9 protein-coding genes and 1 riboswitch are annotated in these 13999 nt (G+C 54.5%); of the genes, 3 read left to right on the top strand and 6 right to left on the bottom strand.

Features of this window, described 5'->3' with window-relative positions:
* Positions 1-5: 5 nt before the first annotated feature.
* Positions 6-503, top strand: a complete 498-nt coding sequence (locus CJD38_RS09450) for a DUF456 domain-containing protein (protein WP_107940352.1) — start codon at positions 6-8, stop codon at positions 501-503.
* Here CJD38_RS09450 and CJD38_RS09455 read toward each other — a convergent pair.
* Together CJD38_RS09455 and CJD38_RS09460 are read right to left on the bottom strand one after the other, a co-directional pair.
* The gene (locus CJD38_RS09455; RefSeq protein WP_107940086.1) at positions 420-2141 is read right to left on the bottom strand and encodes a phosphoethanolamine transferase; all 1722 of its coding nucleotides are present in this window, start codon (positions 2139-2141) and stop codon (positions 420-422) included. The genes CJD38_RS09450 and CJD38_RS09455 overlap by 84 nt on opposite strands.
* Positions 2142-2348: 207 nt before the next feature.
* Positions 2349-4406 carry a LysM peptidoglycan-binding domain-containing protein gene (locus CJD38_RS09460; RefSeq protein ID WP_240783581.1) on the bottom strand — a complete coding sequence of 686 codons (2058 nt, stop codon included), beginning with the start codon at positions 4404-4406 and terminating at the stop codon, positions 2349-2351.
* A gap of 168 nt (positions 4407-4574) precedes the next feature.
* Between CJD38_RS09460 and pip the strand changes: the two genes are divergently transcribed.
* Positions 4575-5519, top strand: coding sequence for a prolyl aminopeptidase (gene pip, locus CJD38_RS09465; RefSeq protein ID WP_107940087.1), 945 nt, complete (start codon positions 4575-4577; stop codon positions 5517-5519).
* A 43-nt stretch (positions 5520-5562) separates the two neighbouring features.
* A riboswitch (yybP-ykoY riboswitch) is annotated at positions 5563-5736 on the top strand.
* 70 nt (positions 5737-5806) lie between these two features.
* Positions 5807-6814, top strand: a complete 1008-nt coding sequence (locus CJD38_RS09470) for a sodium:calcium antiporter (protein ID WP_107940088.1) — start codon at positions 5807-5809, stop codon at positions 6812-6814.
* Positions 6815-6823: 9 nt separating this feature from the next.
* On the opposite strand, the gene CJD38_RS09475 is transcribed toward CJD38_RS09470, so the two are convergent.
* The 4 genes from CJD38_RS09475 to CJD38_RS09490 all read right to left on the bottom strand — a co-directional run bounded on the left by CJD38_RS09475 (position 6824) and on the right by CJD38_RS09490 (position 13996).
* Positions 6824-7348: an acyl-CoA thioesterase gene (locus tag CJD38_RS09475; RefSeq protein ID WP_107940089.1), complete on the bottom strand. Its 525-nt coding sequence runs from the start codon at positions 7346-7348 to the stop codon at positions 6824-6826.
* A 35-nt stretch (positions 7349-7383) separates the two neighbouring features.
* Positions 7384-9408, bottom strand: a complete 2025-nt coding sequence (locus CJD38_RS09480; protein WP_107940090.1) for an APC family permease — start codon at positions 9406-9408, stop codon at positions 7384-7386.
* 275 nt (positions 9409-9683) lie between these two features.
* The gene (locus CJD38_RS09485) at positions 9684-12758 is read right to left on the bottom strand and encodes an efflux RND transporter permease subunit (RefSeq protein WP_107940091.1); all 3075 of its coding nucleotides are present in this window, start codon (positions 12756-12758) and stop codon (positions 9684-9686) included.
* An 8-nt stretch (positions 12759-12766) separates the two neighbouring features.
* Positions 12767-13996 (bottom strand): efflux RND transporter periplasmic adaptor subunit, encoded by a 1230-nt coding sequence (locus CJD38_RS09490; RefSeq protein WP_107940354.1) that lies wholly within the window; start codon positions 13994-13996, stop codon positions 12767-12769.
* Between the last annotated feature and the right edge of the window lie 3 nt (positions 13997-13999).

Genomic DNA, 13999 nt, shown 5'->3' on the forward strand with positions numbered 1-13999 from the left:
TGCACGTGGAGTTGTTAACCATCCTCTACGTCATCCTCGCCGTCGGCTTGGTGTTGGGTGGTTTGCTCGGCGCGATTTATCCGCTATTGCCTGGACCGCCGTTGGTGTTTGCAGGTCTTTGGCTCGGCGCATATGCCGATCAATATCAGCACGCAGGATTTAAAACGCTGGTGGTGATCGCCGTGCTCGGTGGAATCGGCATGCTGCTGGATTTTGTTGCAGCGAGTTTCGGCGCCAAGCGTGTAGGCGCTAGTCCGCAAGCGATAACCGGTGCATTTCTCGGCACGCTAGTCGGACTGTTCTTTGGAATTCCCGGGCTGATCTTCGGGCCCTTCGTCGGCGCTGTGCTCGGCGAGTTGTATGCGCAACGCTCAATCAATCAAGCTGCTGCTTCTGGGCTTGGCACGTGGCTGGGTTTGCTATTGGGCACTATTGCGAAGCTGGTGCTGTCGTTCATGATGATCGGCGTGTTTGCTTTGGCCTGGATTCTCAGCATTGCTTGAGAGCACTAAATTGCGCGCAAAGGCCGAGGGCTCGTAGGGCTTGTGGCCGATGTAGCGTGTCCGTGCAACGAAGTCAGGACCGAGTAAATCAAGCTGAGGCTGATCCTTGCTCGTCTCGATGTGTGCGAGATCCAGTAGCGTCCAATCGAGCACATCGGTTTGGAATGGGCGCTGCTCAAGTTTGAACTTCATGGCTGGATCCATTGGCTGCGACTTCCAAACAATCAACGGCACGGTGACGCCAGCTTCGCTGAGCGAATGTCCAGCAAAGTCACGCGTGTGGCCCACTTCCTCTGCATGATCGGGCGTGTATAGGAAAGCACCAGAAGCATTGCCAACATCGGCTTTAAAGCTATCCAGAAGGCGCGCGATGATGGTGTCCTGATAAAGGATGGCGTTGTCGTAGCTATTGCGCATCATGCGCACCCACAGAGAGCGGCCGTCCTTGCGCATTTTTTCCATCGTTGCATCGTCGACGTCGGAGAAGCGATGGAACGCTGGAGGCGAGCGCAGGTCGTAGTGCGCGTGCGCGCCGAGCAGGTGGACGAAGATCATCTTGCGAGGAGCGGGATCTTTTAATGCTGCGTCCCAGTAAGGCAAAACGTCTTCGTCGAGTTTGCGGTCGCTGCGACCGCCGCCGGTGTTGGTGATATTCACCGAGTCGGCTTCTTCGGCATAACGCGAATTAATGAAACGATCGTGCTGGTTGGAGATCCAGAAAGTTTTGTAGCCAGCCGCTTTGGCGAGCATGACAACGCTGGGCTCGGCCTCGTCATCAACTTTGCTGCCAATCACAGCCGGCGTCAGCATCAGTCGGAACGAACCGACAGTGCCAGCGGCGCCGGAGATCACGTCGCGGAATACCAGCGCGTCCTTCGTTTCGTGCATCAGCTCCGGTGTTGTGGCGCGCGGATAGCCGTATAGCTGCCAGTTCCAACGGTTGGTACTTTCACCAATCACTACAGCGATCGTGTGTTGTTTTGGGCCGTCATAAACCGGCGCCCACATGGGGAGCTTTTGCTCAGCGAGCCGACGCTTGATATGTAGTTGGCCAAGCTGATTGTGGAAGCGCTGATAGCTCACCGCTTGCGTCGGCCAAAAGAAGATCGGATTGGCCCCGCGGAATGTTGGATTGGCATGCAGGCCGACAAAGATGACGAGCAATCCAATCGCCCAGCCAGCCTTATGTCGCTGAAGCACTTCAGTGTTGGGACGCAGCCATACCAGCAGTCCCAGCAACAAGGTCGTTGCGAGCAGATGACCCAAGAGCATCGATCCATACTGCTGTATGAATTCGAAAGTCTCTTCACTGTTGGTGTTGCTGATCGCGTCGACGACGATCAGCGTATCGGGATCAGTGCCGTAGAAGTTTGAGAGGAACGCTTTGACGCCGGTGTGAACAGCGAACAGGGTGATCCATGCGAAATAGGCGATGCGTTGGGTTCGACCCTGCAGCAGTCGGCATAAGGGATAACTGCCCAAGGCAAAAACCAGACCGGCCTTGAGCGTTTCGCGCCAGCTGACATCAAGCGCTGCATAGGCGATCAGCAGGATGCAGGTGCTGACCACGATGCCATAGCGTTGAGCCGCCCACGACTGGGCACGCGACGAGATTGTCGCAACGGCCGACGTATTCATCTCCCAGGTCCCTCCCCAAACATTCTGCTTACGCGGCTAACTCCACCGACTCTCCCGTGGCTCGATACGCAAGACGCGGGGGCGAGGAGTTGCTGCATTTTTGTATTTACAGACTTATTCATACCCGTGAAGCCACGCGCAGTCAATGGAATGCCAGCGCTTGCAAGGGCTAGCGTGGGGCAATTCGTGACTTTGGGCTGAGGGTTTTCAAGTCGGTGGAATCTTCAGCTTCATGCCCGGCTTGATGTGACTCGTTTGGTCGAGATCATTCACTTTGCGCAGGGACGCCACGCTGGTGTTGTAGCGCTTGGCGATACTGCTCAGGGTCTGGCCTGATTTCACTTTATGTATCTGCAGTTTTGCCGACGCGGTTTTAGTTTTTGCCTTGCCTTTGGCGACCGATTTGGTCGATTTTGCCGCCTTGGTGGCTTCAGCCACCTCTGCACGCTTCTGCGCGCGGGTTTGCTGTGGCTTTGATTCGCCAACGGCGACCGTGATTGGGCCCGGACGCGATTCGGTATGGGCGGGCACTTTCAGAATCTGGCCGACGCGCACATGGCGTTTTTTGCCAAGACCGTTGACCGAAGCAATCGCTGATTGGGTGACGCCATAGCGCTTGGCAATCTTGGCGATGTTGTCGCCGTTCTTCACTTTGACCAACTGATAAATCGAGCGCTGCGAGTCAAAGCGTTCATTCGATGAAAGCTTCGAGTAGCCGACTTCAAAATTCTTGGCGCTACCTGAAGGCACGCGGATCAAATGGCCGGGCGGCACATACATCTTGCCTTCGATCACTTCCGGACGATAAGCGGGATTGAGTTTGCGGAACACTTCGTCGTCAGCGCCACAGAGGCGACGCAGTGTTTCGTAAGGAACGTAGTGCTGCGTTTCCACCACATCAAAACGCATCATCTCGTTCTGACGTGAACGATCCTGACTGCGTACATATTTGCGTTCGACATCCAGCGCAGCGAGAAATTCTGCGTAGTAGTTTTTAGAAGCAAAACCAAAGCGCGGACCATCGTAACGTTGAATGAGATCAACAATCGTGGTGCCGTTGACCGCGGTGCGTGCGCGCGAGATGCCGCCGCGGCCGTGGTTGTAAGCGGTGACGGCCAGCGGCCAATCGCCTAGCACTCTGTAATCGTCTTTGAGATGGCGTGCAGCGGCGTCAGTAGACGTCCACGGATCGCGACGATCGTCGACGATATTGTTGAGGCGCATGTAAATACGCGCTGACGATGGAATGAATTGCCACAGTCCAGCAGCGCCAGCTTTGGAGTAAGCCTCAACGTTGAAGCTCGATTCCACCAAGGGAATACGAGTCAGGCCGATCGGCAGATCATGGCTGCGGAAGGTTGCTTCCATCACCGGCAAATATTTGTTGGAGAGATCCAGCGCTTGAATCGTGCGTTCTTTCAGGCCGCGCTGTGAGCGCAGCGTGCCGACGGCAGCGAGATAACGGTTGTCATCAGGAATGTCCGCGTACAAATCAAAGATGCGGCGTTGCTCGCTGTTCATCTGATCTGGCGTGTGGCGCAGCTCGTGCACTTGCTTCAGCACGCTGTCGTAATGATCTTTGGTTTGTTTTACTTGCAGATCGCGCAGATTGTTCAGCGCTACTGCGTTCATGCGCGCAGCATCGCTGCGGAAATCCAGCACTTCAAAAACTTTCTGTGGGTACGCCATCGAATGGATCACGCTTTGGTTTTCGGAGTAATCACCGAAAACTTGGGTCCAAAACGCAACCGCAGGCTTGAGTTGTGTATAACGTGGGAAGTACTGAGATTCTTTAGCCAGCGAGTCCAGTTTGGAAGCTGAAGGCAGGCGCGCCGTCTCGGGCGGTGGCGTCATTACCTCGGGCAGGCTCAACGCAGCTTCTGGAGCTGCTTTGATGTCGGCTTTGACTGTGGCTGCTGCAGGCGAGGTCAGCGCTGGTGTTGGCGTCAGCGCGGCAGGCACGGGCGCTGCGACGGCATCGGGAGCGGTGACAATGGCTTTTGCGGCGGGACTAGGCGCTGCCGAATTCGCCGGAACGATTGCTGGCGACGTTTTGAGTGTCGGTGCAATGGCAGGCGTGGAGGAAATCGGTGTTGGTTTTACTGCAGTAGCAGGCGTTGCGTTGGCGTCTGCTGTGGGATTCGCAGCGACTGGCTTGGGGTTTACGTTTGCGTTAGCGCGATCCTGCTGCGCAAATCCGGCGGTGCAAACTCCTAGGCCTAAAACGGCGGAAAGACCCAAACCACTGTATTTCTTTAACATCATCTACTTCCAAACCTCGAGCCACGAACATTTTGCAGCTCTAAATAGAGATGCTAGCGCAGCAACAATTTTATATCAATTGGCACAATTGCCTACGCAGACGTAGAGACCGACGTAGAAATCATCGCCTAAACTTGGCGCCCCAAAAAATCTGACAGTGAAATCGCTGACATGGCTAAAGCCTATCCCTCGCAAGCACCCTACAAAACTCATCGACTCCGCGTTTCCGAATTGCATGATCTCTATGTTGAAGAGAGCGGCAATCCTCAAGGAAAGCCGATTGTGTTCGTGCACGGCGGTCCTGGCGGCGGTACAGAACCTTGGCAACGCGGCTTCTTCAATCCTGAAAAGTACCGCATCGTGTTGTTCGATCAACGTGGCTGCGGCAAATCAACGCCACACGCTGAGTTAACAGACAACACAACGTGGGATTTAGTTGCGGACATGGAAAAAATCCGCGAGCTGCTCGGCATTGATCAATGGATCGTGTTCGGCGGTTCATGGGGCTCCACGCTAGCGCTGGCGTATGCAGAGACGCATCCAACACGCTGCAAAGCGCTTGTGTTGCGCGGAATCTTTTTGATTCGCCCAGAAGAAATTAAGTGGTTCTACCAAGAAGGTTGCAGCTGGATTTATCCGGATGCTTGGGAGCATTACGTCAACGCGATTCCGGAAGAAGAGCGCGGTGATTTTGTGCAGGCCTATTACAAGCGACTCACGAGTAGCGATATCGCTGTACGCAAAGCCGCGGCAAAGGCTTGGAGCATTTGGGAAGGCTCTACGAGCAAATTGCTTCCGAACGAAGACATGGTTGCGCGTTATGGCGAAGGCGAGTTTGCAGACGCGTTCGCTCGCATCGAGTGCCACTACTTTGTTAACAACGGCTTCTTCCGCCCGAATCAATTGCTGGAAGACGTCGAAAAAATTCGCCACATTCCTGCTGTGATTATTCAGGGACGCTATGACGTGGTGTGCCCCATCAAATCTGCTTGGGATTTGCATCGTGCATGGCCAGAGGCGCAGCTGCATGTTGTGGCTGATGCTGGGCACGCCGCCAGCGAGGCCGGCATCATGACGAAGTTGATTGAAGCGACGGATCGTTTCGCTGATCTCTGAGTTGCGTAGCGCGGTTGCCCTCCTTGTGGTGCGCGATTAAACTGCACGCGTCACTGGGGAGTAGCCGCCTGCCGTTTTGAGCAGGGAACGCATCAACATTCTTGACCTTCGGTCATGGTGCGTTCGGCAGTCATTACGATTGCGTCTGGCGAGACCATTGGCATGAGACCTGTCCCGGGCTGGGCGGGGTTTCGTGCCTTTGGTTCAATCGCTGTCCGGCCCCGGTATCTCAATATGTCGACTCACACTTTTTGCATTTTTTCTTTCGCGTTTTTCCGGAGCGCGCCATGATCTTGCTATGCGTTGAACTGGTTGTGATGTTGCTGGTGATTCTTGCCGCAGCAGAAATTTTCACCAATGCGCTGGAGCATCTCGGTGAGCGGCTTGGTATTTCAGAAGGCGTCACTGGATCGTTATTCGCTGCTGTAGGCACAGCACTGCCCGAAACACTCGTGCCGATCATTGCGATCTATGCAGGCACGCAGAACATGGAGCTCAATCACGATATCGGCGTTGGCGCCATTCTCGGTGCGCCGTTGATGTTGTCAACGCTATCGACTGCGTTGATGGCGATTTCCGTGCTGCGTCTGCGTGGCATTAAAGGGCGCATCGCGCCAGAACGCAGCGGCTTTGTGCGAGATTTAAATTTCTTCTTGTTCGCTTTCTTGATTGCTGCCGCCGCGATGTATGTGCCGACAGAGATGCGCGAAGCACGTATTGCGTTGAGTGCATCTTTAGTCGGTTTGTATCTCGCTTATATCGTCGTCACTGTTCGTGCTTCCAGCAGTTTGGTTGATGCAGGACACGGTACCGAAGCCGAAGAGCCGATCTTCCTGACCAAGTTTGGATTCAAAGAAAATCTCGGCACGATTATTCTGCAATTGATACTCGCCGTACTGCTGCTGGTCGGCGGTGCCAAAGGATTTATCAATGGCATTGAAGGTGTTTCGACCGCGCTAGGAATTTCAGCGCTGGTACTTTCTTTGCTGATCATTCCCATCGCGACCGAGTTGCCAGAGAAGGTGAACAGCATCCTCTGGGTGCGACGCGGCAAAGACACATTGGCCTTTGGCAACATTACCGGCGCGATGGTTTTCCAAGGCACCTTGTTGCCAGCGTTGGGAATTTTAGTGACCCCTTGGACGCCGCGACCAGAAGTGCTTTCCGGCATTGTGATCACGCTCGTCGCTGCGGCATGGCTGCGTCTAAACGCAACAGCGACTGGACCGCGCATTGCCGCCTTGTTGCTGAACGGCGGTTTGTATCTCTGCTATCTGGCTTACGTTTTGTTGTAAGCGATCAATTCAAACTGCAGTGTTGAAGTTGCTGCGGAGTTGTTTGATTTCTTCAGCGTGACGTAAGCGCTGCTCCCGGCGTAATTGTGCTTCTTGATAGCGGCGCAATTCGTCGGGGGTTTCTGCCTTGATTGGTGGAACCGGGCGCGGTTTTCCTGCAGCATCCAGCGCAACAAAAGTCAGATAAGCACTGAGAATATGACGACGGTTACAGCCGTCATAACTCTGTGCATCGACTTTCACGCCGACTTCCATCGAACTGTTCCAGGCTCGATTGATTGAGGCGTTAAAGATCAGCACATCACCGCGGCGAGCCGGCGCAACAAAATGCACCGCATCAACGCTAGCCGTAACGGTAACGCCGCCTGAATGACGATCAGCAACTACTGCAGCGTAACGATCCATATGCGCCATGATCAGGCCGCCGAACACCGTGTCGTTGGCGTTGAGATCATTCGGAAACACCATGTAAACCTGTTCGCGAACAGCAGACAGTGCAACAGGGCGCGGCGTAGTGAGAACGTTGTCAGTCATACAAGGCTCGAACAGAATTCGGGACGGGATGTTGCTTACTTGATGGGATAACGCGGACCTTGCGGCAGCGTGTCAATGTTATCTGGCAACTGAATCGGGATCACGATCATCTCGTGTCCGGCCAGATGCAATTTGCGCTGCATCGCGATTGGCATCTGATTGTGCAAGAAGCGCGTGAAAATATTTTCGTGCTCGAATACCAGCTTGTTAGCAAAGCTGACATTGTTCGGAAACTCTTTAACCACTTTCGAAAGCAGTTGAGAGAGCTCTGCTTGCGGATCGGCACCATAGGCTTGGTAATAAGCCGAGGGCATGCCGCGGCTGGTGCAATAAGTGGTGAAGTAGTTCAGTGAGTTTTCGATGCGCGTTTGTAGCGCTTGAATCGTTCGGTTGCCGTCGAAGTTGTGCTTATCGACTTCGCCCACCGAAACAAAAACAAAATTCTTGAACTGATCTGGGAATTGTTTGAGCACCCATTGCAGCATGTTCATTGCTGCGCCGCGGTTATTGCCGACCAAGAAAATCGCAGTGCGTTCGCTCTTGTCCATCGGCAGCGGCTTGGCGGTGTCATCCCACGTCAGTTTGATCGAGAACAATTCATCGACCATGTTGAGCTGTTTCTGCGTGCCGTCGTAATGACGACGAATCAACAAGCTCAGGCCGACCAAGGCGCCGGTGATCAACAGCGTGAGCCAGCCGCCTTCCATGAATTTTTCAACGAGGGTGACAATCAAAATACAGAAGGTCACACCGAAGCCTGTTGCTGACAGCGCAAAACTGCGACGCCAGCTACGTGTGTAGAGACGCTGCTCCAGCCAATGTCGACACAGGCCGAACAGTGATAGCGAGAACGTCAGGAATACGTTGATGCTGTACAGCACCACCAGCAGCGAAACTTTTCCGCGCGTCCCCGCCAATGTCAGCAATGCCGCAATGCCCATCAACAACACGCCGTTCTGTGTGACCAAACGACTGGAAAGCTGACGGAACTGACGCGGCATCCAACGATCCGCCGCCATATTCGCCATCACGACGGGACCGCCGAGAAAGCCGGTGTTGGCAGCGACAACAAGTAGGCCTGCTTCGAGTACGAGCACAACGACCAGCGCCGTAGTGTTGAAGTGCTCGCCGCCCCAATTGAGATCTTCAATGATGGCGCGGAAGGTCACTGCATTGAGCGTTTGTCCCGGCACATGTTCCGCGCCCCACAGCATGTACAACAGGATGATGCCGCCAGCGGTGAAGGCCAGTGAGGTGGCCATATAGAACATCGTCCAGTGGCCGGTGCGCACACGCGGCTCGCTGAGCATGTTGATGTTGTTGGAGACTGCTTCAATGCCGGTGTAAGTTCCACCGCCGAGAGAGTAAGCACGCAAGAAAAGTGCAGTGACAAAAATCCAACTGGTGTTGTGCGTGAGCTCTTGTGTCTTGGCGATGGTTTCTGGAACCAAGGTCGCCAAGGCATCAGCGTGCGCGTAAATGCCGTAAAGAATCAGGCCGACGTGTGTGACAAAAAAGCCGAGGAAGATCGGCACCAGCACAACGATCGATTCTTTCATGCCGCGCAAATTGAGCACGATCAACAAACCCAGCACGCCAAATTCTGCGAACAGCTTGTACGTCTGCGCGCTGTGGGCGAGTAGGCTGAACAGCGCATCCATGCCTGCCGCAATGGAGATTGTGATGGTTAAGACGTAATCGACAATCAGCGCCGAGCCGGAAACCAATCCCGCGTAAGGACCGATCAATTTGGTCGCTGCTTTATACCCACCGCCACCGGACGGGAACAGCTCAATCACCTGGTTGTAAGCCAGCGAGATGATGAACACGGTGATCGCCGTCGTCAGTGCGAGATACAAACCCAAATGGGTGTGTTCGCCGAGGGCAAGAAACGCTTCTTCAGGGCCGTAACAAGCAGAGGAAAGTCCGTCTGCGCCCAAACCAATCCACGCCAGAAACGCGACCAACACAATGTGTTTGCGCGTGTTGGGGTCTAACGGATCCAGCTTTTTGCCGAAGATCAGTTGACGGAGTTTGCTGATGAGGGGGTTCTGTCCCATGGGCGGATGCATCTGCCTAGCGTTTAAACCAACCGCTTCGGTGAGTGGGTGACAGGTTATGTGAGCCGCGATTGTATCAGTTCGGGTCTGTGGGTTTGGGGCTGCGAAGGCGAGGCCTCCGCTCCTCGGCATCCGGCAACTGCTCCTGCGTTGCTCTACTTCGGGCATCCATGCCCTCACCCTGCCGCCGCGGAGGTACCGTACATCCTGTACATAAAGAAAGGCCTGTCTGCGTTGGCAGACAGGCCTTGGATTTACAGCTTATTTACCTTGGCTTAGGTGTGTTCTTGCACCAAGCGCTGATCCGCTGGCAATTTCTTGCTGTGGTCAGCTGCCATAAACAGATACATCGCTGGCACCACAAACAGGGTGAACAGGGTGCCGATGGAAAGACCGGTGGCAATCACAAGACCCATGTGATTACGGCCTGCAGCGCCTGCACCGGTCGCGATCACGAGCGGTACAACACCGAGAACCATCGACGCCGTCGTCATCAAGATTGGGCGTAAACGTGTGCCGGCAGCGCTGAGAATTGCTTCAAATTTGCTGTGACCTGCTTTTTGCTCGTCATTCGCAAACTGCACAATCAGGATGCCGTGCTTGGCGATCAGGCCCATCAGCGTGACCAGTCCAACCTCCGTATAGATGTTGAGCGTCGCGTTTTTCACACCGAGGAAAATGAAGATCATCGCGCCGAAAATGGCCATGACGACGGACGACATCACAATCAGCGGATCTCGGAAGCTCTCAAACTGAGCCGCCAAGGTCAGGAAGATAATGATCACGGCGAACGCGAACGTCAGACCAAAACCACTCGACTCCTGCATGTACTGACGCGATTGACCTGCGTAATCGACACTGTACCCACTCGGCAAATTCTCTTTGGCCAGTTGTCGCATATACGTCAGCGCATCGCCCATCGTGCCCATCGGCACGCCTGCAAACGTCGAAGAGTTGAGCTGCTGGAAGTGGCTGATACGGGTTGGAATCGTTTCAGTCTTCAGCGTTGCAACAGTCGAGGCAGGAACCATCGCGCCGTTGCCAGCACGAATGTAATAGTTGTTGAGCTGTTCGGCATTGAGACGACTGCCTTGCTGAATCTGCGGAATCACTTTGTATGAGCGGCCCGAGATACTGAAGTAGTTCACATAGCCGCCACCCAGCAATGCACCGAGCGCCGAGCCGACATCGCGCATGCTCATGCCCATCGTTGCTGCTTTGTCGCGATCCACTTTCACCGTGACCTGCGGCTTGTTCAGCTTGAGGTCGGTGTCGATGAAGAAGAACTTTCCGCTCGCCTGTGCTTTAGCCAACATGCGTGAAGAGACTTCTTCCAGATTGATAAACGGATCGGTGGTGCCAATCACAAAGGCAAGCGGCGTGCTGGTGCCGCCCGTGCCTGTTGGAAGTGGCGATGGCTGCGAGGCGTAAATCGTCGCACCAGAAATCTTATTCACACTGCCTTGAATATCATTCTGGATTGCCGTGGCATCGCGCGAGCGTTCGGCCCAAGGCTTGAGAATAACGCCGGTCAATGCGGTGTTCGGTCCTTGAATACCGGTTAGCTGGAAGATCTTGTCGCGCTCAGGCAAGCCATCAACCACATCATAAATTTGCTTGGCGTAAAGACCCATCTGCTGCACGGTTGCATTCGGTGCGGCGTAGCCGTAAGTGATCAAGAAGCCTTGATCTTCCTGCGGTGCCAGTTCGCTGTTCGAGTGTTTGATCATCACAAACACCGAGACGAAGACGATCAAGCCGAAGGTGACCGCAGCAGGCCAGCTTTTGAGTACGGTACGCAGTCCGTTCTCATACTTATTGCGTGCCCACGCAAAATTGCGATCGATCGATTTAACCAAGCGGCTTTCTTCTTTCTCATGCTTGAGAAAGCGTGAAGCCATCATCGGCGACAGTGTCAAGGCAACTACCGCCGATACGGCGACTGCGCCAGCGAGTGTGAATGCGAACTCAGAGAACAGCGCGCCCGTGAGGCCGCCCTGGAAACCGATCGGCACATAGACCGCAATCAACACCACCGAAATCGCGATGATCGGTCCCGCCAATTCTCGCGCGCCTTGTAGCGACGCTTGAAACGGCGACATGCCGTCTTTCATGTGTCGATCGACGTTCTCAACAATGATGATGGCGTCATCCACCACCAAGCCGATGGCTAATACCAAGGCCAGCAGCGTGAGCAGATTGACCGAATAGCCGAGCACCAACATCACAAAGAATCCGCCAATCAGCGACAACGGAATTGCGACGACAGGAATCAGTACTGAACGGATTGAGCCGAGGAACAGGAAGATAACAACGGTCACGATGATCAAGGCTTCAATCAGCGTCTTGACCACTTCATCAATAGCGCTGTTGATGTAACCGGTGGCGTCGTAGGCAATCTTGCCCGTGAGACCCGCCGGCAACTGCTCGGTGATCTCAGGGAAAATCTTGCGTACGTCTTTGGTCACCGTCAGCAGGTTGGCATCTGGCGCAACACGAATGCCGATGAAGACCGACTGTTTGCCGTCGAAAGAAACGTTGAAGTCATAATCTTCAGCGCCGAGCACGACGTTAGCGACATCTTGCAGACGTACAACTGAATCGCCTTTCTGTTTAACCACCAGATTCTTGAACTCGTCAACGGTGTGCAAGTCGGTTTCGGCGGTCATATCCACTTTCACCATCTGGCCTTTGGTCGAACCAATGGCCGAGATGAAGTTGTTGGCTTCCATCGCCGTGTAGATGTCTTGCGCAGTGAGGCCGTTGGCCGCAAGTTTCTGCGGATCCATCCATGCACGCAGTGCGAATTGACGTGAACCGAGAATTTCAGCTTGCTGCACGCCGGGAACGGTTTGCAGTTTTGGCTGAACCACACGAATCAAGTAGTCGGTGATTTTGTTCGACGGCAAGGTCTCACTATAAAAACCGAGATACATCGACGCCGTGCTTTCACCGGTGGAAACCGTGAGCTGCGGCTGCTGCGCCTGTGGCGGCAACTGCCCAAGTACGGAGTTCACCTTGGTGCTGATTTCAGTCAGCGCCTTGTTCGAGTCGTAGTTCAAACGCAGATTGGCGGTGATGGCGCTAACGCCACTGCCGCTGGTCGACGTCATGTAGTCGATGCCCTGCGCCTGCGCGATTGCAGCTTCGAGCGGCGTGGTGATAAAGCCTGCGAGTACATCCGAGTTCGCCCCAAAGTAAGCGGTGCTGACCGTAACCGTAGCGATTTCAGTTTTCGGATATTGCCGCACAGGTAACTGTGCGAGCGCGCGCAGGCCCAGCACCAGAATCAGCAAGCTGATTACGGTGGCAAGGACCGGGTTGCGAATAAATATGTCAGTGAATTTCATGGCGTCTCTTATTCGTCAACCGTTGTGGGGTTGGCGTTATTGAGCGGCTGTACCTTGTTGTTGATCTCAACAGCAGTGCCGTTTTGAAGTTTGAGCTGACCGCTGGTCACGACGACATCGCCGACCTTGAGGCCTTTGAGAATTGCGACCTGATCGCCACGCGTTGGGCCAACAGAGACGAACACCTGCTTGGAGACCAACTGCTTGCCTTCTGGCTGCGGTGGACCACCCGCTGCATCAGGAGTCGGCGCAGTGCCTTCAGCTTTAGCCTTGGCGTCGTGTTCAGCTTTGTATTGCTCTGCGGTGGTGAGCACAAACACGGTTTCGCCGTAAGGATTAAACGTCACAGAGTTCAGCGGCACAGTGAGATATTTCGCGCCATTGCCTGCATCAATGTTGACGTTGGCATACATGCCGGGGAGCAGTTTGTGCTGCGGGTTCTTGATCGTTGCGCGGACCTGAACGTTGCGCGTGTCGGCATCAACCTTGGCATCAATCGCAGAAATCTCGCCTTCAAATTTCAGTCCAGGGAAGGTGTCGCTGCTGGCATCGACTTTCTGACCCGGTGCAATCTGGCTCAGCGATTGTTGAGGCACAAAGAAGTCCACAAAGATCGGATCCAGCGTTTGCAGCGTCACAATCTTGGTGCCCGGCTGCAGATACTGGCCCACATCAACATTGCGTACGCCGAGCGTGCCGGCGAATGGAGCGGTTATGTTTTTCTTGTTGAGCAGTGCTTGCTGTTCAGCCACTTGAGCTTTGGCGCTCTTGAGAATGGCTGCGGTGTTGTCGAGCTGCGCTTGACTAATCGCCTGCGCTTCAAGCAAAGCCTGATCGCGCGTGTAGTTGCCTTCTGCCAGATCCGCATTGGCTTTAAGCGAGTTCAAACGCGCGAGGTCATCGCCGGAGCGCAGCGACAGCAAAGGCTCACCTTGCTTGATGCTGCTGCCAGAGGTGAACGGAACGCTTTCGACAACGCCAGCAACTTCAGCGCTGATGTCTGCGCCGCGAACAGCGCGCAGCGTGCCGACTGCGTGCACCTGTGGCTGCCATTCCTGCTCAGCCGCCTGAGTCGTGGAGATGGTTTGCTTGGGCACGCCCATGGCTTTGAAGCCTTGAATCATCTTGTAGGTGTTGAATCCCCAGATGCCGCCAATGATGAGAATGAGCGCAAGGACAAGCAGCAACATCACTGCCCAAGGCTTCATGGAAGAACGCTTGTTATTGGAAGTAGTCATACG

Source organism: Stenotrophobium rhamnosiphilum (assembly GCF_003052265.1).
GTDB classification, from domain to species: Bacteria; Pseudomonadota; Gammaproteobacteria; order Nevskiales; family Nevskiaceae; genus Stenotrophobium; species Stenotrophobium rhamnosiphilum.

Bases quoted from the DNA above. Each gene is read 5' to 3' on its own strand.
- CJD38_RS09480 (WP_107940090.1), bottom strand. From the start codon at position 9,408: ATGGGACAGAACCCCCTCATCAGCAAACTCCGTCAACTGATCTTCGGC.
- CJD38_RS09490 (WP_107940354.1), bottom strand. From the start codon at position 13,996: ATGACTACTTCCAATAACAAGCGTTCTTCCATGAAGCCTTGGGCAGTG.
- CJD38_RS09460 (WP_240783581.1), bottom strand. From the start codon at position 4,406: ATGATGTTAAAGAAATACAGTGGTTTGGGTCTTTCCGCCGTTTTAGGC.
- CJD38_RS09485 (WP_107940091.1), bottom strand. From the start codon at position 12,758: ATGAAATTCACTGACATATTTATTCGCAACCCGGTCCTTGCCACCGTA.
- CJD38_RS09455 (WP_107940086.1), bottom strand. From the start codon at position 2,141: ATGAATACGTCGGCCGTTGCGACAATCTCGTCGCGTGCCCAGTCGTGG.
- pip (WP_107940087.1), top strand. From the start codon at position 4,575: ATGGCTAAAGCCTATCCCTCGCAAGCACCCTACAAAACTCATCGACTC.
- CJD38_RS09475 (WP_107940089.1), bottom strand. From the start codon at position 7,348: ATGACTGACAACGTTCTCACTACGCCGCGCCCTGTTGCACTGTCTGCT.
- CJD38_RS09470 (WP_107940088.1), top strand. From the start codon at position 5,807: ATGATCTTGCTATGCGTTGAACTGGTTGTGATGTTGCTGGTGATTCTT.